The sequence below is a fragment of the Arthrobacter sp. B1I2 genome (assembly GCF_030816485.1).
Taxonomy (GTDB): Bacteria; Actinomycetota; Actinomycetes; order Actinomycetales; family Micrococcaceae; genus Arthrobacter.
Window position 1 is genome coordinate 1,955,142 of sequence record NZ_JAUSYC010000001.1, and the last position, 26,526, is coordinate 1,981,667.

Annotated in this window: 23 protein-coding genes and 1 pseudogene; 6 read left to right on the top strand and 18 right to left on the bottom strand. The window is 67.4% G+C overall.

The window, feature by feature from the left end; genetic code table 11:
- Nucleotides 1-34 precede the first annotated feature (34 nt).
- The 3 genes from QFZ57_RS09065 to QFZ57_RS09075 all read right to left on the bottom strand — a co-directional run bounded on the left by QFZ57_RS09065 (nt 35) and on the right by QFZ57_RS09075 (nt 3,759).
- Entirely contained in the window at nt 35-1,231 is a 1,197-nt protein-coding gene (locus tag QFZ57_RS09065) for an NAD(P)/FAD-dependent oxidoreductase (RefSeq protein WP_306899637.1), read from the bottom strand.
- 4 nt (nt 1,232-1,235) lie between these two features.
- Nucleotides 1,236-1,442 carry a DUF2945 domain-containing protein gene (locus QFZ57_RS09070; RefSeq protein ID WP_306899639.1) on the bottom strand — a complete coding sequence of 69 codons (207 nt, stop codon included), beginning with the start codon at nt 1,440-1,442 and terminating at the stop codon, nt 1,236-1,238.
- An 85-nt stretch (nt 1,443-1,527) separates the two neighbouring features.
- A complete protein-coding gene (locus QFZ57_RS09075) occupies nt 1,528-3,759 on the bottom strand; it encodes a S9 family peptidase (RefSeq protein ID WP_306899641.1) in 2,232 nt (743 codons plus the stop codon).
- A gap of 148 nt (nt 3,760-3,907) precedes the next feature.
- Here QFZ57_RS09075 and QFZ57_RS09080 point away from each other — a divergent pair, with 148 nt between their 5' ends.
- The 3 genes from QFZ57_RS09080 (at nt 3,908) to QFZ57_RS09090 (ending at nt 7,219) form a co-directional block, all read left to right on the top strand.
- On the top strand, nt 3,908-4,474 hold the full coding sequence (locus tag QFZ57_RS09080) for a hypothetical protein (protein ID WP_306899643.1): 567 nt from the start codon (nt 3,908-3,910) through the stop codon (nt 4,472-4,474).
- 13 nt (nt 4,475-4,487) lie between these two features.
- A complete protein-coding gene (locus QFZ57_RS09085; protein ID WP_306899645.1) occupies nt 4,488-6,125 on the top strand; it encodes an FAD-dependent monooxygenase in 1,638 nt (545 codons plus the stop codon).
- A gap of 671 nt (nt 6,126-6,796) precedes the next feature.
- Nucleotides 6,797-7,219, top strand: a complete 423-nt coding sequence (locus QFZ57_RS09090; RefSeq protein ID WP_306630108.1) for an Hsp20/alpha crystallin family protein — start codon at nt 6,797-6,799, stop codon at nt 7,217-7,219.
- A gap of 191 nt (nt 7,220-7,410) precedes the next feature.
- Here QFZ57_RS09090 and QFZ57_RS09095 read toward each other — a convergent pair whose 3' ends face one another.
- The 8 genes from QFZ57_RS09095 to QFZ57_RS09130 all read right to left on the bottom strand — a co-directional run bounded on the left by QFZ57_RS09095 (nt 7,411) and on the right by QFZ57_RS09130 (nt 15,263).
- The gene (locus tag QFZ57_RS09095; protein ID WP_306899647.1) at nt 7,411-8,367 is read right to left on the bottom strand and encodes an NAD(P)H-hydrate dehydratase; all 957 of its coding nucleotides are present in this window, start codon (nt 8,365-8,367) and stop codon (nt 7,411-7,413) included.
- A complete protein-coding gene (locus tag QFZ57_RS09100) occupies nt 8,336-9,127 on the bottom strand; it encodes a histidine phosphatase family protein (protein ID WP_306899649.1) in 792 nt (263 codons plus the stop codon). The genes QFZ57_RS09095 and QFZ57_RS09100 overlap by 32 nt, the downstream gene beginning before the upstream one ends.
- A 255-nt stretch (nt 9,128-9,382) precedes the next feature.
- A complete protein-coding gene (locus QFZ57_RS09105; RefSeq protein WP_306899651.1) occupies nt 9,383-10,513 on the bottom strand; it encodes an LCP family protein in 1,131 nt (376 codons plus the stop codon).
- Between the two features lie 142 nt (nt 10,514-10,655).
- Nucleotides 10,656-11,366 carry an arsenate reductase/protein-tyrosine-phosphatase family protein gene (locus QFZ57_RS09110; RefSeq protein WP_306899654.1) on the bottom strand — a complete coding sequence of 237 codons (711 nt, stop codon included), beginning with the start codon at nt 11,364-11,366 and terminating at the stop codon, nt 10,656-10,658.
- Nucleotides 11,367-11,510: 144 nt separating this feature from the next.
- Nucleotides 11,511-12,143, bottom strand: coding sequence for a DUF305 domain-containing protein (locus tag QFZ57_RS09115; RefSeq protein ID WP_306899655.1), 633 nt, complete (start codon nt 12,141-12,143; stop codon nt 11,511-11,513).
- A 56-nt stretch (nt 12,144-12,199) separates the two neighbouring features.
- Nucleotides 12,200-12,646 carry a hypothetical protein gene (locus QFZ57_RS09120; RefSeq protein ID WP_306899657.1) on the bottom strand — a complete coding sequence of 149 codons (447 nt, stop codon included), beginning with the start codon at nt 12,644-12,646 and terminating at the stop codon, nt 12,200-12,202.
- Between the two features lie 32 nt (nt 12,647-12,678).
- Nucleotides 12,679-14,826 carry a copper-translocating P-type ATPase gene (locus QFZ57_RS09125; RefSeq protein ID WP_306899659.1) on the bottom strand — a complete coding sequence of 716 codons (2,148 nt, stop codon included), beginning with the start codon at nt 14,824-14,826 and terminating at the stop codon, nt 12,679-12,681.
- An 80-nt stretch (nt 14,827-14,906) separates the two neighbouring features.
- Nucleotides 14,907-15,263, bottom strand: coding sequence for a heavy-metal-associated domain-containing protein (locus tag QFZ57_RS09130; RefSeq protein WP_306899661.1), 357 nt, complete (start codon nt 15,261-15,263; stop codon nt 14,907-14,909).
- A 269-nt stretch (nt 15,264-15,532) separates the two neighbouring features.
- Between QFZ57_RS09130 and QFZ57_RS09135 the strand changes: the two genes are divergently transcribed.
- Together QFZ57_RS09135 and nhaA are read left to right on the top strand one after the other, a co-directional pair.
- The gene (locus tag QFZ57_RS09135) at nt 15,533-16,213 is read left to right on the top strand and encodes a PAS and ANTAR domain-containing protein (protein ID WP_306899662.1); all 681 of its coding nucleotides are present in this window, start codon (nt 15,533-15,535) and stop codon (nt 16,211-16,213) included.
- Between the two features lie 85 nt (nt 16,214-16,298).
- A complete protein-coding gene (nhaA, locus tag QFZ57_RS09140) occupies nt 16,299-17,651 on the top strand; it encodes a Na+/H+ antiporter NhaA (protein WP_306899664.1) in 1,353 nt (450 codons plus the stop codon).
- Nucleotides 17,652-17,731: 80 nt separating this feature from the next.
- Here nhaA and QFZ57_RS09145 read toward each other — a convergent pair whose 3' ends face one another.
- The 6 genes from QFZ57_RS09145 to QFZ57_RS09170 all read right to left on the bottom strand — a co-directional run bounded on the left by QFZ57_RS09145 (nt 17,732) and on the right by QFZ57_RS09170 (nt 23,928).
- Entirely contained in the window at nt 17,732-18,010 is a 279-nt protein-coding gene (locus tag QFZ57_RS09145) for a hypothetical protein (RefSeq protein ID WP_306630118.1), read from the bottom strand.
- Between the two features lie 192 nt (nt 18,011-18,202).
- Nucleotides 18,203-19,360: an ABC transporter ATP-binding protein gene (locus tag QFZ57_RS09150; RefSeq protein WP_306630119.1), complete on the bottom strand. Its 1,158-nt coding sequence runs from the start codon at nt 19,358-19,360 to the stop codon at nt 18,203-18,205.
- A complete protein-coding gene (locus QFZ57_RS09155) occupies nt 19,357-20,946 on the bottom strand; it encodes an ABC transporter permease (RefSeq protein WP_306630120.1) in 1,590 nt (529 codons plus the stop codon). The genes QFZ57_RS09150 and QFZ57_RS09155 overlap by 4 nt, the downstream gene beginning before the upstream one ends.
- Nucleotides 20,947-20,950: 4 nt before the next feature.
- Nucleotides 20,951-22,006: an iron ABC transporter substrate-binding protein gene (locus QFZ57_RS09160; protein ID WP_306630121.1), complete on the bottom strand. Its 1,056-nt coding sequence runs from the start codon at nt 22,004-22,006 to the stop codon at nt 20,951-20,953.
- 181 nt (nt 22,007-22,187) lie between these two features.
- The gene (locus QFZ57_RS09165; RefSeq protein WP_306899668.1) at nt 22,188-22,766 is read right to left on the bottom strand and encodes a hypothetical protein; all 579 of its coding nucleotides are present in this window, start codon (nt 22,764-22,766) and stop codon (nt 22,188-22,190) included.
- Nucleotides 22,767-22,779: 13 nt separating this feature from the next.
- A complete protein-coding gene (locus QFZ57_RS09170) occupies nt 22,780-23,928 on the bottom strand; it encodes a zinc-dependent alcohol dehydrogenase (RefSeq protein ID WP_306899669.1) in 1,149 nt (382 codons plus the stop codon).
- 192 nt (nt 23,929-24,120) lie between these two features.
- Here QFZ57_RS09170 and QFZ57_RS09175 point away from each other — a divergent pair, with 192 nt between their 5' ends.
- A complete protein-coding gene (locus QFZ57_RS09175; RefSeq protein WP_306899670.1) occupies nt 24,121-24,639 on the top strand; it encodes a DUF2243 domain-containing protein in 519 nt (172 codons plus the stop codon).
- Nucleotides 24,640-24,769: 130 nt separating this feature from the next.
- On the opposite strand, the pseudogene ctaD reads toward QFZ57_RS09175, so the two are convergent.
- Nucleotides 24,770-26,525: pseudogene (ctaD, locus tag QFZ57_RS09180) on the bottom strand (aa3-type cytochrome oxidase subunit I).
- Nucleotide 26,526: the final 1 nt, after the last annotated feature.

The following is a 26,526-nucleotide window of genomic DNA, read 5'->3' on the forward strand; positions in this document are numbered from 1 at the left end:
CGTATCTGTCCAAAAACTCCAAGGGGGGGAGGGGTTACGCCCGCCCTTTGAGGATCAGGTTCCAGTAGATCTTCGGGAACAGATCCCGGTCCACGACCCACGACAGTTTGCTTTCATTCCACGTGGGCACGCGGGGGATGGTGGGCATGGGGCGGTACCGGTCGTCGAATTCGGCGAACACCACCGTGTCCCGCGACACCGTGAACGGGCACACCGAGTAGCCGTCGTACTTGGCACGCAGGGGCTTTCCCTTGCGGGCTGCCACCAGGTTCTTCGCCACCACCTTGGCCTGCTTGCGGAGCGACCCGCCGGACTTGGAATTGGTGGTACCGGCGGCATCGCCCAGGGACCACACGTTGGGGTACCGGAGATGCCGCAGGGTCTGCCGGTCCACCTCCACGAAGCCGCCCGTGTCCCCGCCGGCCGGCAGGTCGGTGGCCTTGAGCCAGTCCGGGGCCGACTGCGGGGGGACGGCGTTGAGGACGTCATACGTCAGGTCCTCCGTGGTGTTTGCGGCGTTGTCCCTGATGGTTGCCCTGCGGCTGGTAGGGCTCACAGCCACCAGTTCGCTGTTGGTCCGCAGTTCGATTCCGTATTCATTGATCTTCCGGTCCAGTTCCCGGTCAACTTCCGGGACCCCGAACACCGTGGGGTAGGGCTGCACCATCACCACGCGGATTTTGTCCAGGACCCCCCGTTCACGCCAGTAGTCGCAGGCCAGGTACATGGGTTTCTGGGCGGCGCCGCCGCACTTGATGGGACCCGCGGGCATGGTGAAGACGGCGGTGCCGGACGTCATGCTGCTGAGCAGCGTCCAGGCCTTGGGGGCCAGCTCGAACTCGTAATGGGATGTGCCATGCGGTGAGTGGACGGCATCAGCCAGGCCCGGCACCGCGTCCCAGTCATACTGCAGCCCCGGGCACACCACCAACTGGCCGTAGGCCACCGAGACCCCCGATTCCAGGGCAACCGTGTTGGCGTTGGCATCCACGCCCGCGGCTGCATCCCGGATCCAGGTCACGCCCTGGGGCATAACCGATTCCTGGGGGCGGACGGCTTCCTTGGCCTGGGCCCGGCCGCCCGCGATGTGCGAAAACAGCGGCTGGTACAAGTGGTGGCCCCGGGGCTCAATCACGGCCACGTCTTTGACGCCGTACCGCTGCAGCCTGGCCGCCAGCGAGATGCCGGCATTGCCGCCGCCGATGATTACCACCTCATGCTGGGCAGCCATGGCACTACTTCTTCTCGGTCAGCGCGGACGCCTTGTGCGCCGCGCGGGCGCCGGTCTTCTCCGACTCCACCACGTACTGCGGCTCATCCTCGCTGGCGCGGTGCGTGTTGCCGTCGAGTTCAAAGTCGCTGGTTTTCTTTTCCAGGATTCTGCCGTGCGTCTTGCCCTGCGAAGTGTTCCACTCCACGCGGGTTCCCTTGCTCAATGACATGCCGGCTCCTCTGGTATCCCTGCGGAAAACAAGTGCCCCACAATGGTAAGCATGGTTAGCTTTTTCCGGTACGCGGATGAAGGACCTACTTCAGGCCGGCGCCCGGCAGCAGTTCGGTGGCACCCAGGGCATCGGCGATGAACGCGTAGTCCCAGGCCCGTTCGCGCCACTGGACGTACCGGCCGGACGCGCCGCCGTGGCCGCCGTCCATCTCGATCTTCATGACAATGGGCTGGGATCCCGTGGTCTTGTTCCGCAGTTCCTGCACCCACTTGGCCGGCTCAACGTACAGCACCCGGGTGTCGTTGAAGGACGTCACGGCGGCGATCCTGGGATAGGCGACCTCCCGCACGTTTTCATAGGGGGAGTAGGACTTCATGTAGGCGTAGGCCTGGGGGTCCGTGATGGGGTTGCCCCACTCCTCCCACTCCAGGGCGGACAGCGGCAGGTCCGGATCCAGGATGCTGGTGAGCGGGTCCACGAACGGCACCTGCGCCACGATGGCCGCGTACTTCTCCGGCGCCATATTGGCCACGGCGCCCATGAGGAGCCCGCCGGCCGAACCGCCCAGCGCCGCGATCCGGGCAGGGTCCACCCACCCCGAGTCCGCCAGCCAGTCGGTGGCGTCCACGAAGTCGGTGAAGGTGTTCTTCTTGGTGAGCTTCTTGCCGTCCTCGTACCAGTGCCGGCCCAGTTCACCGCCGCCGCGGATGTGGGCGATCACGAACACCACGCCGCGGTCCAGCAGCGACAGCCGCGCAATACCAAAGCCGGGATCCATGCTCATCTCGTACGAGCCGTACCCGTACACCAGGCCCGCCGCCGTCGAATCCTGCTTGACGGCCTTGTGCCGCAGGACCGACAGCGGGATGCGGGTGCCGTCGGCGGCGGTGGCCCATTCCCGGGTGGCCACGTAGTCGTTGCCGTCGTAGCCGCCCAGCACGGGGCTTTCCTTACGGAGCAGCAGCTCACCTGCGGGCCGTTCCGGGGTGGGCAGGACGAAATCGTAGATGCGCGACGGCGTGAAGTAGGACGTGTAACCCAGCCGGATCACCGGGGCGTCGTAATCGGAGCCGCCCACGCCCGCGGTGTACAGCTCCTCGTCAAACTCCGGTTCCACGGGCGCCTGCTGGCCGGGCGTGCCCAGCCCTGCGAGCCCCATCACCTGGACGCGCTCGATGGTGTCCTTGCGGATGGAGACGATGAGGTGCGTGGCGGTGACGCCCGCGCCGTTGACCCGCACGTCATCGGAATGCCCGACGACGGTCTGCCACGTCTGCTCGGCCAGCGGCTTTTCCAGCTCGGCCGGGTCCGCCAGGGAGACCATGGAGTTGATGGCGCCGCGGTTGTGGGTGAGCAGGATGCGCTCTGTCTTGTGCCCGTCCGGGCCGTCAAGCAGGAAGGGCTCGGCTTCGTACAGGACGCGTTCATCCCGGGAAATCACGGTGCTGACGGTGCCGGTGGGGTCGTCAAAGCGGAGCAGCCGGGTTTCGCTGTACTCCGAGCATCCGATGCCCAGCACCAGGTAGCGCCGCTCCGCGGAGAGTTCGAAGCCCAGCCACATGGCGGGGTCGTCCTCCTGGTAAACCACCGCATCATCGGCCACGGGCGTGCCCAGGACGTGTGATTTCACCTGGTACGGCCGCCAGGACTCGTCCACCACCGTGTAGAAGAGCCGGGTGCCGTCCGGGGAAAACGCCACGCCATAGAAGATGTTCTCAATGACATCCGGCAGCAGTTCGCCGGTGCGAAGGTCCTTAATCCGGAGGGTGAAACGTTCGTCGCCGGAGTTGTCCACGGCATAGGCGTACAGGGTGCCGTCAACTGTGACAGCTGTGCCGCCCACGGAAAAGAATGGCTTGCCTTCGGCTTCCACGTTGCCGTCCAGCAGGATCTCTTCGCCGGGAATTTGCACGCCGGCCTCCACCGCCGGCGGTGTCCAGTCGGCCACTTTGTCCCCGGTATCGGCAGCCCGCACCCGGCAGTGGATACCGTACTCCTTGCCCTCCGCCGAGCGGCTGAAGTACCACCAGCCGTCCTTGCGGTGCGGAACGGAAAGGTCGGTTTCCTGGGTGCGGCCCTTGATCTCCTGGAAGATGGCCTCGCGGAGGGGCTCCTGGTGCGCGGTGACGGCTTCCTGGTACGCGTTTTCGGCCCGGAGGTGCTCCACCACCTCCGGCGATTCCTTGTCCCGCAGCCATTCGTAGTTGTCCACGAACGTCTCCCCGTGGTGGGTGCGCCCAGTGGGAACCTTCTTGGCAACCGGGGGCGCCGGGATTGCAGTGCCGGTGGAATCCTGCAGGGAAGTGGAGGTCATGGATTCAATATATAGACCACCCCGGACAAGTCAGCAGGCCGTTCGCTACCGGGGGAGAAAGGGCAACCGGAAAGGGGCGAAAGACTCTGGGACCCTGCCCGCGGTCCCCGCAGTCTGGATGGGCCAACTGGAAGGAAAAGGAGACGCCATGACCCTCGAATCCGCCACCCCGGCTCCCCGGGCCAAAGCATGGCTGGCGGTTGCCCGCTGCATGGGAACGTCCTGCATCATGCTGGCCCGCAGGCAGGTGCGCTCTCCGAAGGAACATGTGGGCCGGGTGCTGCGTTTCGCTGACGGTAGCACGACGAGGGTCTACCGGGAGACCGCCGTCGACCGTCAACCCGGCGAGCCCTGCGTCCTTGTGGTGGCCTTCACGCTCCGCCTGGTCCGCGGCCGGGCGCACCGCCTTTTCGAGGCGGAGAGCCTGCTGAACACCCCGCTCTTCGTGGGGTTCCCCGGCTTTGTCTCCAAGCTCTGGTGTGCCCACGACACCTACGGCGCCTACCGGGGCCTGTACCAGTGGGACGGTGCCGAGCGGGCCCGCAGCTACGCCGCCGCCCTCTGGCGGGTCCTGGAACTGGTCAGCGTCCCCGGGTCCATCAGCTACAAGGTGCTGCCCGGGCTGAGCCGGGACGACGTGCTCGCAAACCCCACCCTGATGCAGTCAACAGTCCAGCCCGACCACGCCTGGTGGCGGCTTCTCGGCCAGGCGTGACGGCCGGGCCGGAATGCCAGGCAGCCAACGCACGACGGCGGACACCGACCTTTTAGTGGTGGGCGCAGGTCCCGCCGGGCTCACCACAGCCCTCCAGGCCCATGCGCACGGCGCCACGGTCCGGGTGGTGGACCGGCGCGAACACCGGGTACGGCCTTCCCGGGCGATGATGCTGCATGCCCGGGCGCTGGAAGGCCTCCGCCCGCTGGGCGTGACGGACGGGTTGCTGGAGCGCGCCGACACCACCCCCGAAGCCCGCATCCACCTGGGCCGGCGCGTCGTTGAAGCCCGGCTGGGCCACGCCAACCTCCCGGACACCGCCTTTCCGCACCTGACCCTGGTCCGGCAGGCCGACGTCGAGGACGTGCTCTGGCAGGAACTGCAGGCCAGGGGCGTGCCGGTGGACTGGGGGGTGGAGTTCCGCGGCCTCGGACCGGAACGCCGCGGGTGGGAAGGTTCGGCGCCAGGCTCCGCGATGGTGCACGCGGACCTTCATGCGGCCAGTGGCGCAGCCGGGCACCACGTCTCCCGGTTCCTGGCCGGCTGCGACGGGCAGTCCAGCACGGTCCGCGGCATCACCGGCGCACAATGGCGCGGTGGTCCGTACCGGGTGGAAGCGGTCCTGGCAGACCTGGAGCTTGATGGCACCCTGGACCCCGGGCTGCTGCACGTAGCGGTGGGGAGCGCGGGGTTGGCGTTCCTCTTCGCGCTGGGCGAGGGTGCCACCTGGCGGATGCTGGCCACGCGGCCGGCACTGCCGCAACCCAACGCCGGCTTCGGCCAGCTGGGCCCGCCCGTTCCGCCGGAGGAGGTGGTGCGGCTCCTCAGGGAGTCGGGACTGGGCGCTGCTGTCCGGGATGTGCGCTGGTCGGCCCTGGTCCCGCTTCAACACCGCCTGGCCAGCACGTTCGAAAGCAATCCAGTCTTCCTCGCCGGCGACGCCGCGCATGCCCACTCCCCGGCCGGCGGCCAGGGCATGAACAACGGGATCCTCGACGCCCTCAATCTCGGCTGGAAGCTTGGCTTCGCCTCGACGGCAGGCAGGCCGCTGCCGGAGCTGCTGGAATCCTACGGGCAGGAGCGGCGGCTCGCTGCCCGGCGGGTGCTGGCGCTGACGCACGTTATCTTCTTCGGCGAAGCCTCGCCGCATCCGGCTGCCCGCCTGGCCCGCAGCCTCCTGCCCGCGTTCGCGCCGGTCCTGCCGCTGCTGCTCCGCCGGCAATGGCTCACGTCAAGGGGGATCAGGCTGCTGGCCCAGCCGTTCGTGCACTACCGGAACAGTGCCATTTCCCGTGACGGAGTGCCCCGGGCCAATGGGTGGCCCAGGCCCGGGGAGCGGCTGCCGGACGCATCGGTTACGGCCGATGGGCGTGCGGTCCGCCTTCACGAACTGACCGCCGTGCCCGGCATCCACCTTTTGCTGGAGCGCGACGCCGGACCCGGCGCCTTGGGTGCAGTCCCAGCACTCCCGGCCCTGGACAACCGCGGTCCGCTGCTTCACGTCCACCGCCTCGACAGCCGCCCCGGCCGGGGCGTTGTTGCCGTCCGGCCGGATGGGTACATCGGTTTTCGTTGCGGGGAGGCGGACCCCGCACAGCTGCGCGACTGGCTGCGGCTGGTGGGTGCCGCCCCCGGATTGGACGTTGCCTGACTAAACCGCGCCTGACGAGACGATGCCTGACTCGACGGCGCTCGACTAAACGGCGCCCGACCCACGGTGCCCTCCCGCCGTCGTGATGCTCTATCACTTGTGGCTCCTAACCAGGCCGCTTTAGGGACCATAAGTGATGGAGCAACGGGGAGGGGGAGGGTAGTTGCCGGAGGCCTGCAGGCGTATTCTGTTCAGTTCAAGGCACATCCGCCCAGCGTGAGAGGGGAAGTTCCATGACCATCCCGCCAGTGCACGAACCCGAGCCGTTTCCGCCCGAACCCGGTCCGGAGCCCACATCACCGGATCCCACGCAGCCGCGCCCGCCCGGCCCGCCGTCTCCGAACCCGTTCCCCACGCCGGCGCCCCCGGGCCCGCTGCCGGTGCCCGATCCAGGTCCCGCACCGCTTCGCCCGGATCCCACCAGGGACTGACCACAACCCCGAATGAAGGACTTCGGAAGGGGCCTCCCGCACAGCAGTTCAGTGCGCGGGAGGCCCCTTCCGCATGTTCCGGCCAGCGCAGGAATCCAGCGCGGGCAGAGGCAAAAAAACTTCCAAGAATCTGCGCTTGAACCCCTTGAAGACCTGCTTCTCCAGTGCTAAAAAATCTGTATCAGCCAATACAGATCGGCTGATGTGGGTATTGGAATATCTCTTACGAGGAGGGAAGCCATGTTGATGCGTACCGATCCGTTCCGCGAGCTGGACAGGCTAACCCAGCAGGTCCTCGGAACGGCTGCACGGCCGGCGGCGATGCCGATGGATGCATGGCGTGAGGGCCAGGAATTCGTCGTGGCCTTCGATTTGCCCGGCGTCACGGCGGACTCGGTGGACCTGGATGTGGAACGGAACGTCCTCACGGTGCGGGCCGAACGCCCCGAACCTGCGGGCAAGGACACCGAGCTGATTGCCGCTGAGCGGCCGCGCGGCGTCTTCAGCCGCCAGCTGATCCTTGGCGACACACTGGATATGGAGAAGGTGAAGGCCAGCTACGATGCCGGTGTCCTGACGCTGCGGATCCCGGTCGCGGAAAAGGCCAAGCCGCGCAAGATCGAAATTGAGACGAAGGGGGCAAAGCAGGAAATCGCTGCCTAGGGTTTGACAGGATCGGGAGGCGGCCGCATCTGTTGACTGCCTTTTTGGGGCGAATCGCCATTCTGTGCACGCCACAGCGCCAGACAGCGCACCGGCAGCTTTGGCTCTAGCCTCCCGACACGGTGGCCCCCGGCTTCGGCCGGGGGCCATCCACGTGTCTGCACCGTAGCCGGGGCCAGGTTACCGAGTTGTCAGGTACCGAGTTCCAGCATCAGGGCGGGAAGTTCGTCGGCAAGTTCGCGGGCCAGGAATCCCAGCGGCCCCAGCCTGCTGGCCAACCGGTCCGCTGCTGCCGCATGCAGGTGCGTACCCCAGCAGGCTGCCTGGGCGCTGCTTGTTCCCCGCGCCCGGAGCCCGGCAATGGCGCCCGCCAGCACGTCCCCGCTGCCGGAGGTTCCCAGACCGCCGTACCCCGTGGTGATCTTCCAGAGTTCCGGCTCGTCCGGGTCCAGCCCGGGCGGCTGGGTTATCAGGCCTTGACAGCTGACCACCGCATCGAATCTGGCGGAGATTTCGGCCAGGTCTTTCTCGAGGTTGTCCACGTCCCGGCCCAGCAGGATCCCCGCCTCCTTGGGATTCGGGGTGAGGATGAGCCGGCCGCGCCAGGGGTCCAGCTGGTCCTCCAGCGGCACCAGGGCGCCCAGAGCGTAGGCATCGAGTACGACGGCGGGTCCTCCCTTGCTGCCACCGTCACCGGCGGCGTCCCCGCCACCGTCGCCGCCGGCCTCGCGCTGGAGCAACGCCTCCAGCAGTTCACCGGCAAGGTCGGGGTCATCGAGGCCGGGTCCCACCAGCAGGGTGTCCGTCCGGTCCAAGTAGGAGGAGATCCGGTCCAGCTCGGCCTTGACCGAGCCTTCGGCAGTCTCAGGCAGGCCGATGGCCCCGCATTCGGGCAGCGCCACCCCCAGATGTACGGCCACCGACTCGGCAACGGCCAGGGTCAGCTTCCCGGCGCCGGCGCGCAGGGCGGAGGCGCCGGCCAGCAGGGCGGCACCGGGGGTGGCCCGGGCTCCGCCTATCACCAGCACCGATCCGCGCGAATATTTGTCCTCGCCCGGCGCCGGCAGCGGCCACTCCCGCAGGAGCGACGGTGTCACCAGGGTGGCGCCGGACGATTCACCGCGGCCGGACACTGGTGTCTCCCGCATGCTCGGTGACGGTGACGCCCTGCTCCGCCAGGTGGTCCGCCACGTTGAAGCTCTCCAGCGTCCAGGGCCCCACGCCGGAGGGGCGGACGAACCGGGTGACGGAGGCGTTGAGGATGGCCTCCGTGGCTGCGAGGTCCAGCAGTTCCTGCTCGCTGAGCCCCTCCAGTACATACCGGAACAGCATGATCACGGCATCGTGGCACACCAGCATCACCCGTTGGCCCGTGCCCAGACTGTTCAGCTCGTCCAGGACCGACCGCAGCCGCAGCGCCACATCCGCCCAGGATTCCCCTCCCGGCGGCCGGTAATACAGTTTGCCCAGCCAGTTCCGGCGCTCAGATTCCTCCGGGTAGCGGTTCTCCACGCCCAGCCTGGTAAGCCGGTCCAGGATGCCGAGTTCGCGGTCGCGCAGCCGCTCATCCGTGCGCACCTGCAGCGGCCAGCCGGCTGTTTCCACCGCAATCTCGGCCGTCTGGCGAGCGCGCGCGTAAGGGGAGGACACCACGGCGTCGGGGCGGAACTCCTCCGCCATTCGAGCCAACGCAATACCCAGCGCCTTGGCCTGGTCCCTTCCGGTTCCGGACAGGTCCACGTCCGCATCGCGGGCGGGAACCTCGATGACCTCCACTCCGGCCTGGCGCGCCTCGGTGGCCGCAACGTTGCCTTCGCTCTCACCATGCCGGATCAGCAGCAGCTCCACGGCCCCCGCCTGCTGGACGGCCTCCGTCAGTCCGTCGTCGTTCGCTGAAGTGCCCTTCAAAAAATCACCCCGTCCTCGCTGTGCCGAATTGCATACCGAATACTCTGCCGAATGCGGAAACACTACAGTCCGCGTACCCAGGGTGCGCCGGAAAATAACGGTCGACGGCGGCGGCGCAGAGTTGCGTGGCCGCCATCGACGCGCAAGTTCGCCCATGACGCGCGCGTTCCCTGCCGCTCCCGAAATGCAGGCCGCGCAAAGGAATATGCGCCGCGTCACCGGGCATGCGCGTCGCAACACGCTCGGCCGCCCTGTTTAGGGGACCGCGTACTCCCCGATCCTGCCTTCCCGCAGCGCAGCCCCCACGGCGTTGATGCCGCCGTAGTCGGGGAACACCACGGACTGGCCGGCGGCCATGCCCGTTCCGGCGGTGGGGAGGGTCATGGTGCCGATGGCGTTTACGTCCAGGTTGCGCAGGCTGTAGGCCAGGATCGCGGCCTGGACGGGATCGAAGCCCTTGTCCACCGTGAGGCAGCAGGAGGCGAAATCGACCAGCGACCGCACCGCGTTGACGTCATTCAGGGCGCCCCCGGCGGTCAGGCGGGCCAGGATGGCGCGGAGCATGATCCGCTGGTCCTGCACCCGCTGGAAGTCGCCGTCGGAAAACGCGTAGCGCTCACGGCTGAACTCCAGGGCCGCCTGGCCGTCAAGATGGTTGATCCCCTGCTCGAAGGCGTGGTGGGTTTCGATGGTGGACTGGAAAGCAAAGGGGACGTTGACGTCGATCCCGCCCAGGCCGTCCGTGAGGGCACGGAAGCCGTTGAAGTCCAGCATCAGGGTGTGGTCAATGGTGATGCCCAGCAGCTGCTGCACCGTCTGGGTGGTCAAGTCGATGCCGCCGTACTGCAGGGCTGCGTTGATCTTGGAGCCGCCCACGCCCGGAACGTCCACCCAGAGGTCGCGCATGATGGAGATGACGTAGAGGGTGTGGCGGTCGGCCGGAACATGAACCACCATGAGGGTGTCCGAACGGTGGTCCGAGGCCTCGCCGGTTTCCGCGGTGTGGGCGGCCTGCTCGCGGGCATTTTCGCGGCTGTCGCTGCCGATGACCAGGACGTTCATGGCTGCGGCCGGGAGATCCGGGATGGGCTGGGGCGGAGGTGGGGGAGCAGGGGCTGGCGGGGGAGTTTCAGAGGGAGTCGGCGTCGGTGTTGCGCTGGGTGACTGGGTTTGGGTGGCTGCCGGCTGTGCTTCCTGGCCGCCGCGGCTCAGGCTGAAGACCGCGACGCCGGCCACCACCACAAGGGCCAGCGCAACCAGGGCGGCGATCCAGCGGCGGCGGCCCAGGGCCGCCAGCCAGGCGGGCCGGCGGGGACCGGGCGAACCCGGCGGTACGGAACCTGCGTTGCCGGGCCCGGATGGATCTGAACCGCCTGGGATGCTCATGACGCCTCCACCTCATTGTGTCTGGTGGGATCAGTGTCCGTCCGGCAGGCACTGCTTGGCTACAGGGTTATCCAAACTGTCACCTGCCAAGGCCTGCGGAGGAACACCTGGACGGCGGCAAAGCTGCGGTGGCGCCGTCCAGTTACAGCGGCTGGGACGCGGTCCCGCGAACCGGGGAGTTGAGGCGGGCATGGCGCAGGATGGAGATAATCGCGGGGGCCAGCTGGTCCTCCATCTCCCGGTACACCTCCGGCGCGCGGCGGTACGGGTCCACGATGTCGTTGTCTGCGGAGTCGGCGGGCAGCGAGAGGTGCCGCACCCCCGCGGCCCGCGCCGGCAAGCCGCGCCACAAGGCGGCGTTGGCAGCGAGCCGGGGATCGTCGTCGGACGCGTTGCTGCCGGGTTCACCCTGGGAAGGCGCCGCACCCGGGGAAGATCCGACGGCGCCGGGCTGGCCGTCAGCAGCGGCTGCGGCCCGCTGGTCCAGGACGTCGAGCATGCGGGCGAACTCGCGGATGGTGAACGTCCGCTTGAGCAGGGAGGCATCCAGTTGCAGGACCTCGCCCCGGTGCCCGGATGTCATGGTGAGCACCAGGTCAACGCCGCGCAGGATCTTGGGCGTGAGCTGCCGTGCCGCGAACCCTTCCGGATCCCCGCCAAAGGTCCGCACGATGTCGGCAGAAATCGGCTGCATGGGCTCACCTACCAGGGCGCGGGTGCCGGCGCTGGCCACCTGGAAACCGCCGGGCACCGCCTGATCGAGTCCTGCCTGCAGCAGCCGTTCGGCCACGGGGGACCGGCAAATGTTGCCGGTGCAGACGGTGAGGATTCGTACTGGTGCGGAAGTGTCCAAGGAGATTTCTCTTTTCCCAGCTGGTGGCGGATCCGTTCGGACCCGTGCTTTTCAACTTAACACGCAACGGCGCCGCGGCGGCCTCCCGGGTTGGGTGCCGCCGCCGCGCCGTGTGTATTGCCCGGCGGGCCGGCGCGTCTTTGTTTAGAGCGTGGCCAGCAGTTGCTTCATCTGCGTGATCTCCGCCTGCTGCGCGTCCACGATGTCGCGGCCCAGCTTCACGGCGTCCGGGAATTTGCCGGCGCTGATCTCCTGCTGAGCCATGTCGATGGCGCCCTCATGATGGCCGATCATCTGCTCGAGGAACAGCCGCGCGGCCTCGGTACCGGTGGCGGACTTCAGTTTGTCGATGCCGTCGTCGTCCACCATGCCGGACATTCCGTGCCCGGTATGGTCGCTCATCATGGTGGGCACGTTCCAGCCGGTGAGCCAGCCGGTCATCTGCTCGATCTCGGGTGCCTGCGCCGCCTTGATTTTGGTGGCCAGCGCGGCCACCTCTGCGGGCATGTCCGGTTTGGCCAGGATGATGCCGCTCATCTCCACCGCCTGGGCGTGGTGCGGGATCATCATCTGGGCAAACATGATGTCGGCCTGATTATGGTCGGCGCTGGCACCGGGCATCATGCTGGCGCTGGGCATCGAGCTGGACATGGGGCTGGAGTTGCCGTGGTCCATGGGCATGCTGTTGCCGGAGCCGGTATTGGCGGCGCATGCGGCGAGTCCGATCGAGGCGGCCAGGGCAGCAGCAATGGACAGGGTTTTGATAGTGGTGTTCATGGGTTGTCCTTCAGGGATGTAGTGGAACTGGGCCGGGTTGTTTGGCGCAGCCCGGTTTACGTCCGGCTGATGGACAGGTCGCAGGGTGTGGGGCTGGGCGGCAGGTAGTCGTAGGCAGGGCCAGGCGTGCTGACGGTTGGCAGCAGCGGAAGGGCAGCCAGGGTTGCCTGCGGCGGGGAAACCGTCACCGGCGCGCCCGGTGCCGAGGGGATGCACTGTGCCCCCGGCGCCTGCGCCCCCGGACAGGAGTCGCCGCAGGTGGCGGGCGCCACGACCGGAGCGTCCGTGGAGACGTCGGTGGCGCCGGTGGCGGCGTGGCCGCCATGGCCACCATGGTCGCTAACGGGAGAATGCGCGACGGCGGCCGCCCCCTGGGAAACAGCCCCGTGCGAGGCGTGGCCGGAGGTCAGCACATGCATGCCCAGGAGCCCGGCGACGACGGCCAGGATGGCGGCGAGCAGCCAGGCCTTGCGGAGGAGGGACGCAACGGCGCGTGCAGTCATGGCGGCCACTCCTTTCGGTCGGTATGGGATATTCAACGTACCTCGGACGGGTTCAGTTTCAGGCGCCGGAGGAGCTGGGCGTTCAGCGCCACCACCACGGTGGACGCGGACATCAACACCGCCCCGGCAGCGGGCGAGAGGACCACCCCGGCGAAGGCCAGGACGCCCGCGGCCAGCGGCACGGACAGAATGTTGTAGCCCGTGGCCCACACCAGGTTCTGCCACATCTTCCGGTAGCTGGCCCGGGACAGGTCCACCATGGACAGCACCGCGCGCGGATCATTTCCGGCCAGCACCACCCCGGCAGACTCCATGGCCACATCCGTGCCGGCCCCGATGGCAATGCCCACCTCGGCGCGGGCCAGCGCGGGCGAATCATTGACGCCGTCGCCCACCATGGCCACCTTCAGCCCGCGGGCCTGCAGTTCAGCCACCTTCTTGTCCTTGTCCACGGGCAACACTTCAGCGAACACCTCGTCAATGTGCAGGTCCTCCGCCACGGCCCTTGCCACCTGCCAGGCATCGCCGGTGACCATGGCCACCTTGACGCCGCGGTTCTGCAGGGCCGCCACGGCCTGGCGCGACTCCGGCCGTACGGCGTCCTCCAGGCTGACCGCCCCCAGCACGCGGCCGTCGTCGTCAATCACATGCAGGACGGCAGCGCCGCGGTCCATCCACGCCCGGGTGCTCCGGGCCAAAGCTGCGGGTTCGACGACGCCGAGCTCGCGCAGGAGCGCGGGTCCGCCCACGTGCACGGTGCGTCCGTCCACGCTGGCTTTGACGCCACGACCCGTCAGGGACGTGAAGCCGGTGGCTTCAGGCAGCACCAGGTTCCGGGCCCTGGCTGCACGGACGATGGCCCGCGCCACGGGGTGCTCGCTGTCTGACTCCACGGCGGCGGCAAGGCCCAACACGGCATCGGCATCCGCCCCTTCGGCCACGGCAACGTCTTTCAGCTCCGGCTCGCCGGTGGTCAGGGTACCGGTCTTGTCGAAGAGGACCACATCGATGGTGCGCATCCGCTCCAGCGCCATCCGGTTCTTGATCAGCACCCCGGCCCGCGCGGCCTGCTCCGTGGAAATGGCAATCACCAGCGGTATGGCCAGCCCCAGGGCGTGCGGGCAGGCGATCACCAGCACGGTGACGGTGCGGGTGACGGCGTCGGGAACGCTTCCCAGCAACGTCCAGGCGATGAAGGTCAGCACACCCGCGCCGGCGGCGAAGTAGAAGAGGAAGGCCGCTGCACGGTCCGCCAGGGCCTGCGCCCGCGAGGACGAGGCCTGCGCTTCTTCCACCAGCCGCTGGATCCCGGCCAGGGCGGTCTGGTCGCCAACAGCCGTCACCCGCACCCGGACACTGTTGTCCGTGGCCACGGTTCCGGCCACCACCGGGTCGCCGGCCCCGCGTGCCACGGTCTTGGATTCGCCGGTGATCATGGACTCATCGAACTCGGCCTGCCCGTCCACCACCGTTCCGTCCGCCGGCATGCGGGCACCGGGACGGACCAGGACCAAGTCGCCGGGGTTGAGGTGGGACACGGGCACGGTTTCGGTGCCGTTGTCCGTGATGAGTTCGGCCTCGTCCGGCAGCAGCGCGGCGAGGGCATCAAGGGCGCCTTGCGCGGAGCCAAGGGCCCGCATCTCAATCCAGTGGCCCAGCAGCATGATGGCCACCAGCAGCGCCAGCTCCCACCAGAAGTCCAGGTCGAAGCCGCCGATTCCCAGGCTGGTGACCCAGGATGCGGCGAACGCCACCGTGATGGCCATGCCGATCAGCAGCATCATGCCGGGCGTCCGGTCTTTGAGCTCCTGCAGGCCGCCCTTGAGGAACGGCTGGCCGCCGTAGAGGAAGATCACGGTGCCCAGGACCGGCGGAATCCAGGCGGAACCGGGGAACTCCGGCGGCATGTAGCCCAGGAGGTGGCCCATCATGGGGCTGAAATAGACCACCGGAACGGCAAGGGCCAGCGTCAGCCAGAACCGGTTCTTGAACATGGCGGTGCTGTGCCCCGCGTGCTGGCCGTGGGTGTGGACAGTATGGTCGTCGTCGCCGTGGGGTGTATGCGCGGCGCCGTGTGCGTGTCCGGCGTCGTGCGCCGGGGGCTGGGTCAGGGTCCCGCTGGGTGGCTGGTCAGGGTTGTGCGGCCCGCCCTGGTGATGCATGTCGTGATGGTCCTGCATTGTTCCTCCTTGGAGGCGATCGCTGCCCGGTGATACCCGGGCCGGCGGAAATTGTGGGGCCGCGCCGCGGGGCGCCGGCCTTATGCCAGGGCGTAGCCTGCGGCGGCTACCGCCTGGCGGACGTCGGCGTCGGATGCCGAACCCTTCACGGTAAGCCGGGACCGGCCGCCGGGGACCAGGTCAACCGACGCCGAAGCCACACCCGCCACCGCGGACACGGCCGTTTCGACGGAACGGACGCAGTGCCCGCAGGTCATGCCCTCCACCGCAAAGTCACGCTGGGAGGAGGCTTCGGCGTCGGAACTTCCGACGGCGGCAGGGGACTGCTGCGCGGCAGGCACAGGCAGGGTGGTGGCCGGCTCCGCTGTTCCGGCAGGGGCGCAGCAGCTGCAGCCGGAGGAAGCGAGGGGGAGCTGGGGGCGGTTCCCGATGTTCATGTCAGTTCCAATCCGTTGAGGAAATCAAGGGGCGCTGGGGTTGAACGGCTGTGAAGACCGGTGCAGGGCACCAGCCGGGACATACCACTTCACTGACAACACCGCCAATATACCCCCTAGGGGTATCTGCGTCAAGCATCCTACTGTATTGCCCTTGCTACTGCCATAGGCCTCCTGTACTACCTTCTGTTACAGCAGGGCACCATACTGGAAGGTGCGAGGACAGAGCCCGCCCGCTGGGGGCTGGCCTTTGCGCGGGAGGTGGACCGGTGACGGAGCTCGGCGACTTGTACACGTATTCGAGTGCCCTTGGGGACAGTGAAAGCGACGCCGGGACCTTCAAGGTGGATATGAAGCCCGGCGGACCCGCTTTCCAGTGGTCGGACGGCATGTACCGGCTGCACGGTTACCACCGCGGCGAGGTTGTTCCCACCTTGGAGCTGGTCTTCGCCCACAAACATCCCGACGACCGCGAGCGCTGTGAAGAGATCCTGGCCCAGGTTTCACAAACCGGCGGATACTTCTGCATGTATCACCGGATCGTCGATGCCCGCGGACGGACCCGGCGCGTGCTGACGTCCGGCGAAGCGATCCTGGGTACGAACGGATCACTCGCGGCGCTCGAAGGCGTGGTGGTGGATCTCAGCCGGACCCTGCAGCGCGAAACCGAGCAGACGGCGCGGAAGGCGGTGGCAGGCGCTACGGCAACCCGCACAGTGATCGACCAGGCCCGCGGCATCCTCATGGGCCAGCTGAAACTCGGCTCCGATGACGCGTTCCAGATGCTGGTGAGCACCAGCAGCCACCGGAACGTCAAACTGGTGGCGGTGGCCGCGGAACTGGTGCAGCTGGCCAATTGCCCCGAATCGCGGATCCACCTGGACCGGGCCGTGCGGGCCATCCAGCTGCATGGGCGGGCGGACCGTACGGGAGGCCGCCGTGCCGGTTAGGGCGGGCTCCCGGTAGGATGGGTGCAGGTGCGCCGGGAAGTCTGGTCGGCATGGATTTGCCGAACCCGGATTTAAGGACACCTGCATGAACTCGACTTCGCCCACGCCCGGCCGGAACAAGTTTTTCGGCTCCACCGTCTTTTCCCGCGGCAGTTACGCCGAAGCCCTGCGCATTGGGGAAATCCTCCGCAAGGAAACGGTGGGCGGCGCCCTCCTGGTCCTTGCAGCGGTGGTTGCCCTTATCTGGGCCAACTCCCCGGCGTCGGACAGTTACTTTGCCCTGCGCGACTTCAAGGTGGGCTATGAGCCATGGCACCTGGAACTGAGCCTGGGCGCATGGGCAGCGGACGGCCTGCTGGCCATTTTCTTCTTCCTGGTGGGCCTGGAACTCAAACGTGAATTCGTGGCCGGTGACCTGCGGCAGCTCAGCAAGTCCATCGTGCCCGTGGCGGCCGCCGTGGGGGGCGTGGTGGTCCCGGCGGTGACTTACGCCGTAGTCAATCTTGCCAGCCCGGAAACGCTGCGCGGCTGGGCCATCCCCACCGCAACCGACATCGCCTTCGCCGTGGCGGTCCTGGCGATTATCGGATCCCACCTGCCCAGCGCCCTGCGGATCTTCCTGCTCACGCTGGCCGTGGTGGACGACCTCATTGCCATCACCATCATCGCGTTCTTCTACTCCAGCGACATCCAGGCCGCCCCGCTGCTCCTGGCCCTCATCCCGCTGGCCATCTACACCTTCCTGGCGCAGAAGTGCCGCCGGTTTTTCGGGCGCCATGCAGCCGCGGCCTGGCTGATCCTGCTGCCGCTGGGGGCCCTGACCTGGGCGCTGGTGCACGCCTCGGGCATCCATGCCACCGTGGCCGGGGTCCTCCTGGGCTTCGCCATTCCCGTGATCCGCTCGCAGGCATCCGGCGGCCCCGAGGCCGGTCCCGGGCTGGCCGAGATCTTCGAGCACCGGTTCCGGCCCATCTCCGCCGGCGTGGCCGTCCCCATCTTCGCGTTCTTTTCCGCCGGCGTGGCCGTAGGCGGATGGGAAGGCCTGGGCTCGGCCCTGGCCGATCCGGTGGCGCTGGGCATCATCCTGGGCCTGGTCCTGGGCAAGCCGATCGGCATCATGGGAACCACATGGATCCTGACCAAGGCCACCAGGGCCAGCCTGGACAGTTCCTTCAAATGGATCGACGTGTTCGGTGTTGCGCTGCTGGCAGGCATCGGGTTCACCGTGTCCCTGCTGGTGGCGGAGCTCAGCTTCGGCCACGGCAGCCTGCATGACGACCATGCCAAGGTGGGCATCCTGGCCGCGTCACTGATCGCCGCGCTGCTGGCGACGGCCGTGCTCCGGACCCGGAACCGGCAGTACCGGCTGGCGGAAGAGCTGGAGCGGGTGGATTCAGACCACGACGGCGTCCCGGACGTCTACCAGGAACGCACCTGACCCCTCCCTCTGGAGTTTTTGGGCAGATAAGCCGGGTTCCGAGCCCCGGAAGTCCGCATACCTGCCCAAAAACTCCGGGGTCAGGCCGGGGCGAGAGGTTGGGGCCGGGCCTCGGGCTTGATGTGGGTCTCCGGCTTCATGTGGGTCTCCGGCTTGACCGGGGCCTCCTCGTGGCGGATCTCCAGGGCCTCGGGGTCCAGCAGCTTGCGCGTGCCGGTCCGGGCGTCCAGGATCCAGAAGAGTTCAAGGTGCGGGACGACGTCGGTCACCCGGCCTTTGTGGAAGAGCCTGCCCCGGTGCCACGCCTCGATCTGGTCCCCGATGCGGAGCTGGGCGGTACGTATTCCTTGTGCCTCCATAATGGGCTGCCTCCTGCTGTTGTATCCCCGTAAGCACAGCTTGCCGTGGGCAGGTTGCGGGCGTGTTTCCGCCCGGTGATTTTCCTGTGTCGACGATGGAGGGAGCCCTCAGAACCTTGTTCGCAGGACCGGAGCCAATAGGTTCGGAAACGCGAACAAGCCTCTGAGGCGCCGGGTGAGGAAGGCGTGCGCTCAGTCTTCGATCGGGAAGGCGACGGCTTCGCCCACCACCCGCAAACACAGCTCCATACCGGGCCGCGCGATCGAGGCGTTCCAGTGCCGGATGGTGATCACTTCGCCGCCGCCGGGGTACCGGTGATCGGCGTGCTCCGCCACTTCCTGGGGGACGTTCAGCTTCAGCCGCACTGTGGTTTCCGGGCCGAAGTAGTCCGTGTCCACCACCACGCCGCGGATGGGGCCGTCCTCGGCGATGCGGATCTGTTCCGGCCGCAGCATCAGCTGCACCCGTCCCTGCGCCGGCGGCCGGCGCACCGGGATGCCGCCCAGGGAACAGGTGGCCAGGGACCCCTCCAGCCAGGCGTCCAGGATGACGGCGTCGCCCAGGAATTCAGCGGTGGCCCGGTCCGCGGGGCGGGTGTACACCACAAAGGGGTTGCCGATCTGGGCCAGCTTGCCGCCGCGCATCACGGCCACCTGGTCGGCGAAGGAGAGGGCCTCGGCCTGGTCGTGGGTGACCAGGATGGTGGTGACGCCGGCTTCGGCCAAGACCTTGGCCACCGCGCGGCGGGTGGCCACCCGGAGCCCGGCGTCCAGCGCGGAGAAGGGCTCGTCCAGGAGCATCAGTTCCGGTTCACGTGCCAGCGCCCGGGCCAGCGCCACCCGCTGCTGCTGGCCGCCGGAAAGCTGGTGCGGCCGGCGCTTGGCCATGGACGCATCCAAGGACACCATCTCCAGGAGTTCGGCCACGCGGGCGGCGACGGCGCGGCGGCCGCCCTCCAGCTTGGCCGCATCAAGGCCGAAGGCAACGTTCTGGCCCACGGTGAGGTGCGGGAACAGGGCGCCGTCCTGGGCCACATACCCGATCTGCCGCTTGTGCGCCGGAAGCCAGGCGCCGTCACCGGCCACGGTGGTGCCGTTGAGCGAAATGGTGCCGGTGTCCGGGTGTTCAAAGCCGGCGATCAGGCGCAGGAGCGTGGTCTTGCCGGAGCCGGACGGGCCCACGATGGCGGTGGTTCCGCCCTTGGCCACGGACAGGTTGACGCCCTTCAGGACCGCCTGGGGTCCGAAGTTCTTGGTGACGTCCGTGATCTGCAGGTGGCTGTTGGTGGTTGCCGCCACGGAGGGCGCCACCCGAGGCCCGTGCAGCCTGCGGGTTGATGGTGCTGTCACTGTCCGGCTACTTTCTTGGACTGTTGGAAGAGGAGATAGGTCATGGGGGCGGAAAGCAGGATCATCAGCAGGGCGTAGGGCGCGGCTCCTGCATAGTCGATCTCGCTGCTCTTGCTCCAGAACTCGGTGGCCAGCGTTTTGGTGCCGTTGGGGGACAGGAGCAAGGTGGCGGTGAGTTCATTGGCAATGGCCAGGAACACCAGGGCAGCCCCGCCCGCGGCGGCCGGGGCCGTGAGCCGCAGGGTAACGCGGATGAAGGCCAGCAGCGGCGGCTTGCCCAGCGCCTGGGCTGCCTCATCGAGTTCCTTGGGGGCCTGGGCCAGCCCGGCGCGGAGGTTCACCAGGGCCCGGGGAAGGAACAGGAGCACATACGCCGCCACCAGCAGCCCCGCGGTCTGGTACATCCCTGGAACCATCCGGATGCTCACGGTGACGAACGCCAGCGCCACCACGATGCCGGGCATGGAACTGGTGACATAGTTGGAGAGTTCCAGTGACTTGCTGAACCAGCCGGGGTGCCTGACGGCCAGGTATGCCATGGGGAAAGCCACCACGGTGGTGGCTGCGGCGCCGGCCAGCCCGTAGGTGAACGTGGTGAAGAGGGCCGGAAGGAACTCGGACGCGGTCCAGATCTCTGCTCCGCCGGCCACGATCCAGCGCACCACGTAGTACAGCGGGAGTCCGAACGCCAGGGCTGTGAGCACGAGCAGGAACAGCTGCGCGGGGACCTGGTAGGCGTGCAGCGGAAGCCGCAGCGCCTTTGCCTGGACGCCGGACCCGATCCGGGCGTAACGGGCGGTGCCACGGCTGCGGACCTCCGCCAGCAGCAGGAGCAGGCAGAAAAGCACCAGGACGCTGGCCAGCATGTTCCCGGCCGCGCCGTTGAAGGTGGACTGGTACTGGGTCATGATCGCGGTGGTGAAGGTATCAAACCGGATCATGGCGAACGCGCCGTATTCGGCCAGCAGGTGCAGCCCCACCAGCAGCGCCCCGCCGGTCAGGGCGATCCGGAGCTGGGGGAGCACCACCCGGAAGAAGGTCCGCCAGGCACCCAGCCCCAGGGCAGCGGCGGACTGCTCGATGGCCGGGTCCAGGCGGCTCAGGGTGGCGGCCGCCGGGATGTACACCAGCGGGAAATAGGACAGTGTGGAGATCAGGATCCCCGAGCCCAGGCCGCCCAGCGACGGGATGGCAGAGACCCACGCGTAGCTGTTGACGAATGCGGGGACGGCCAGCGGGGCGGCCAGCAGCACGGCCCAGACGCGGTGGCCGCGGAGCCTGGTCCGTTCCACCAGCCACGCCCCCGCCACGCCAAGCAGCAGGCACAGCGGGATGGTGGCGGCCATGAGCAGCAAGGTGTTCAGCAGCAGTTCGCCCACGCGGGGGCGCAGGATGAGGCCGACGGCGGTGTCCCACCCGGTTGCCACCGTCATGTACGCCACGTACCCCAGCGGGACGAGGGAGAAGAGGGCGATCAGCACCGCCAGGACGGACACCGCGGAAACGCCGAAAGGCGGGCGGGGGCTGCTGCCCCGGCCCGCCGTCGTCGTGTTCCGCCTTGGCGGAGCAGATAGATCGGTGGTCACGGAATTAGAGGAGTCCGGCCTTGGTCATCAGGTCGGTGACCTTTTCGGAGTTGAGCTTGGCGGCGTCAACCTTGGGAGCCTGCAGGTCCTTGATGGGAACCAGCTTGTCGTTGGCGGGGACATCGGAGCCGATGGCGTACTCGAAGGACGTTCCGTTCTTCAGGACTTCCTGGCCCTTCTTGCCCGTGATGAACTTCAGGAACTGCTGCGCGGCGGCAGCGTTCTTGGAGGACTTGAGCACGCCGCCGCCGGAGACGGACAGGAAAGCACCCGGGTCCTCGTTCTTGAAGTAGTACGGCGTGACGTTCTTGGAGTTCTCGCCGGTCTTGGCCTGGTCGCCGTAGTAGTAGTAGTGGTAGATCAGGGCGGCATCCACTTCACCGGCGTTGACTGCCTTCATGGCCGTGCTGTTGCCCTTGTAGGCCTTGGAGTTCTCCTTCATGCCCTTCAGCCACTCCTCGGTGGCGGACTCGCCCTTCAGCTCCAGCAGCGCTGAGACGATGGCCTGGAAGTCGGCGCCGCTGGGGGATGCGGCCCACTTGCCCTGCCATTCCGGCTTGGCCAGGTCAAGCATGGACTTGGGCAGCTGATCCTCGGTGAGCTTGGCCTTGTTGTACACCAGGACGGTGGAGCGGGCGGCGATGCCAGTCCATTTGCCGGTGGACGGCGCGAATTCGGCGGGCACCTGGGCCAGGGTGTCCTTGTCGACGTCGGCGAACAGGCCTGCGTTCTCCACCTGCGTCATGGCGGGGGAGTTCTCGGTGAGGAACACATCCGCGGGGGACGCCTGGCCTTCCTGGATGATCTGGTTGGACAGCTCGGTGTCTGAGCCCTGGCGCATGGTCACCTTGATGCCGGTTTCCGCCGTGAAGGCATCCACCCATTCCTTGGTGAGGCTTTCGTGCTGGGCGTTGTACACCGTGATCTCACCCGAAGCGGCGCCGCCGGAAGCGGAGGACGAGCTGTCGCCGGCAGGGGTGGCGCCGCCGCAGGCGGTCAGGCCAAGAGCTGCGGTGGCGGCGAGTGCGATGCCGGCCAGCGCGCTGTTGCGGATCTTCATTGAGGCTGCTTTCGGTGGGGAAAAAATCTGCTTGAACCGAGGTCCTGATGGGCGCCGTAAACGGTGCCTATGTCAGGAAACTGTAGGGTAGGCAAACCTAAGCTCCAAGCCGGAAAGCGCTTTAAGTGACGAGGTTCACATCAATTACGCAAACATGGCGTGACCTAATTCCTTTTGGACATCAGCGGCGTCCCCGGAGGCCCCGGAGGACCGCCGCGGCCCCGAGCCCGGCCAGCACCCACGGCCCGGCAACGATGATCGGGTCCATCCACGCGTGGTTGGTGTCCACACGCTTCCCGGCCCGGGATTTGAACCCGTTGCCGGAGAATTCGCCGCCGATCCCGGTCTCTGTTATGGGGTTGTCCGGCCGCGGAGCAGCCAGGGACTTCAGGTGGTTCTCCCATGCATCCACCCGGTCCGCGGCGATCAGCAGCAGCCAGTGCGCCGCCCGCCCTTCGCTGAACCTGCGGTAGGCGTACTTCCGGATCGCCCCGGAGGCGCCTTTGAGCGGGGCCGAGGTGCCGAAGACGGGCGGCAGCATAGCGTGCTCGATGGACCGTTCCCGGGGCTGGTTTTCGGGCTGGCGGTCCGGAAACTTCCAGTGCGCGCCGGTCTCGATGCCGGGCTGCTCGCGCGGAAAGGACGGGCGGTCCTTAGGGTCCAGGTCCACGCCCCAGCCCGGGATGCGGGCGCGGAGGGCCATCGAGGACTCGGGGGATGGGGACTTTCCCGCCTTGTACGGGGTTGCGGGTTCGGTCATGGTGCGCTCCCTTTCAGGCAGTGGTGGAAACGATCAGGGGCTTGATGCAGTTGTCCAGCTTGGACGAGAACAGGTGGTAGCCCTCTGCGATGTGCTCCAGCGGGATCCGGTGCGTCACAATGTCGCTGGGCTTCAGGTAGCCGTTCCGGATGTGCTCGAACAACCGCGGCCACTGGCGTTTCACCGGGCACTGGTTCATGCGCAATGTCAGGCCCTTGTTGACGGCGTCACCGAATTTCACGGCACTGAAGATGGGGCCGTAGGCTCCCACCACGGAAACCGTTCCGCCCTTGCGGACCGAGTCGATGGCCCAGTTCAGTGCCACGGGGGAGCCGCCCTGCAGCTTCAGTTTTGCCGCCGTCACGTGCTGGAGGAAGTTTCCGTCCGCCTCGGCCCCCACGGCGTCGATGACGACGTCGGCGCCCAGGTAGTCGGTGGCCTTCTTCAGGTGCACCACGATGTCGTCGTACTCGGCGAAGTTGTACGTCTCGGCGTGGGCGAAGCTGCGGGCTTTCTCCAGCCGGTAGTCCAGGTGGTCAATCACGATGACCCTGCCCGCTCCCATCAGCCAGGCCGACTTCGCCGCGAACAGGCCCACGGGGCCGGCGCCGAACGCCACCACCGTGTCGCCCTCCACGATGTCGCCCAGCTGGGCCCCGAAGTAGCCGGTGGGAAGGGCATCGGTAAGCAGCACCGCGTCCTCCTCATCCATCCAGTCCGGGATCCTCGCCGGCCCCACGTCCGCGAACGGTACCCGGACGAACTCGGCCTGGCCGCCGTCGTACCCACCGCAGGTGTGGGAGTAGCCGTAGATGCCGCCCACCGCCGTGGCATTCGGGTTGACGTTGTGGCAGTTGGAGTAGAGGCCGCGGGCACAGAACCAGCAGGACCCGCAGTAGACGTTGAACGGCACCATCACGCGGTCGCCGGGGATCAGGTTCTGCACCGAGGAGCCCACCTGGTGCACCACTCCCACGAACTCGTGGCCGAACGTGGTGCCCACCCGGGTGTCCGGCATCATGCCGTGGTAAAGGTGCAGGTCCGAGCCGCAGATCGCGCCCGTGGTCACCCGGATGATCGCGTCGTTGGGGTGTTCGATTTTTGGAATGTCTTTTTCTTCGACCCGGATCTTGTACGGGCCGCGGTACACCATTGCGCGCATTCGTGCCGCCTTTGTGTGTGGCCGGCAGTGGGAGGTTCCTGGCCGGAACCAACCCCGTTGCTTGAGGCCCCACCGCGATCTTCACAGGCTTCCATCCGGAGGGAACGAGGTCAAGGGTGCCTGCCCGGGTTGGGGAGGACGACGGCGGGTAGGGACTTGGGAGAGAGGCGTACGTGACGAAAGGGGAACAGGATGTCCAGCGAGAGTACCGGCGCGGCCGTCACGGGCGCTGCCAAGGCCCGCGCCGCCGTCGCACCTGCCTTCCTGCTGGGGATGGGGCTGGGTGGTTTTGTGGACGGGATCGTGCTGCACCAGCTTCTCCAGTGGCACCACATGCTGACCCACACGGAGCCGGGGAATCCCAGGACGGTTCCCGGGCTGGAGCTGAACACGCTGGCCGACGGCCTGTTCCACGCGGCCATGTGGGTGCTGGTGGCGGCCGCCGCATTCCTCACTATCCGTGCCCGCCGGAACGGCACCCTGTCTCCGGGCTGGGCCTTCCACGCCGGCCTGGTGCTGCTTGGTTGGGGTGTCTTCAATGTGCTGGAAGGCCTGGTCAACCACCAGCTCCTGGGGATCCACCACGTCCGCGACGACCTGGGCGGGCCCCTGGCCTGGGACCTCGGCTTCCTGGTACTGAGCGTGGTCCTGGCTGTGGCGGGCTGGTTCCTGTACCGGCGGGCTGCAGTTGGGGTGCGGGCCGGCAACTAGGCGGCCAACCGCTGGCGCTGCGCAAAGACACTGGCGCTGCGCAAAATCGCTGGCGCGGCGCAAAAACGCTGGCGCGGCCCGAATTCGGGTAGCGCCAGCGTTTCTGCGACTCGAAAAGCAGCGCGTGCCGCTACTTGTTCGGGTTGGGGTCGTGCAGGTCGTGCTCCCCGATGTCCGCCGCACCCAGGATGCTTTCCGCGGGGGCGTCCTCTGACGGATGGAGCCGGACGCTCAGCTCGGGATGGTGCAGGTCCAGGGCGGGGCGCTCCGACCGGATGCGGGGCAGCGAGGTGAAGTTGTGCCGCGGCGGTGGGCAGGACGTGGCCCACTCCAGCGAAGCGCCGAAGCCCCAGGGGTCATCCACGGTGACCTTCTTGCCGGCACGCCAGGTGATATAGACGTTCCAGAAGAACGGAATGAGGGATGCTCCCAGAAGGTAGGAGCCAATGGTGGAGAACTGGTTCATGCCCGTGAAGTTGTCCTCCGGCATGTAGTCCGCGTACCGGCGTGGCATGCCCAGGACACCCAGCCAGTGCTGGATCAGGAACGTGGCGTGGAAGCCCAGGAAAAGCATCCAGAAATGGATCTTGCCCAACCGCTCGTTCAGCATGGTGCCGGTGAACTTGGGCCACCAGAAATAGAACCCTGCGAACATGGCGAACACCACGGTGCCGAACACCACGTAGTGGAAGTGCGCCACCACGAAGTAGGAGTCCGAAACGTGGAAGTCCATGGGCGGCGAGGCCAGGATGATCCCGGTGAGGCCGCCGAAGAGGAACGTGGCCAGGAACCCCATGCTCCACAGCATGGGGGTCTCAAACGTCAGCGACCCGCCCCACATGGTGCCAATCCAGTTGAAGAACTTCACGCCGGTGGGCACCGCGATGAGCATGGTCATGAATGCGAAGAACGGCAGGAACACCGCACCGGTGACGTACATGTGGTGCGCCCACACCGTCACCGAGAGGGCCGCAATGGCGATGGTGGCATACACAATGCCCTTGTAGCCGAACAGGGGTTTGCGGCTGAAGACCGGGAAGATCTCTGACACGATGCCGAAGAACGGCAGCGCGATGATGTACACCTCGGGGTGGCCGAAGAACCAGAACAGGTGCTGCCAGAGGATGGCGCCGCCATTGGCGGGATCGAAGATGTGCGCACCGAACTTCCGGTCCGCGCCCAGGGCGAACAGGGCGGCGGCCAGCGCGCGGGAAGGCCATGAGCACCAGGATGGCGGTGACCAGGGTGTTCCAGGTGAAGATGGGCATCCGCCACATGGTGAGCCCCGGGGCGCGCATGCAGATGATGGTGGTGATGAAGTTGACGGAGCCCAGGATGGTGCCGAAGCCGGACAGCGCCAGGCCGAAGACCCACAGGTCACCGCCGATGCCGGGGGTGAAGGTGGTGTTGTTCAGCGGCGCGTAAGCGAACCAGCCGAACGAGGCCGCGCCCTGCGGGGTGATGAACCCGGACACCGCGATGGTGGAGCCGAACAGGAAGAACCAGAATGCCAGCGCGTTCAGCCGCGGGAATGCCACGTCGGGCGCGCCGATCTGCAGCGGCATGATCACGTTGGCGAACCCGGCGAACAGCGGTGTGGCGAACATCAGCAGCATGATGGTGCCGTGCATGGTGAACAGCTGGTTGTACTGCTCTTTGGTCTGCAGGATCTGCATGCCGGGTTCGAACAGCTCGGCGCGGATCAGCAGCGCCATCACGCCGCCCGCGCAGAAGAACACGAACGACGCGATCAGGTACATGTACCCGATGGTCTTGTGGTCGGTGGAGGTGATCCAGTTGACGACGATGGTGCCTTTGGAGCGCCGGACCACTGCCGGTGCCGCCGTAGCCGCGGTTCCGCCCATTCTCTGGCCTGTGGTGGTCATG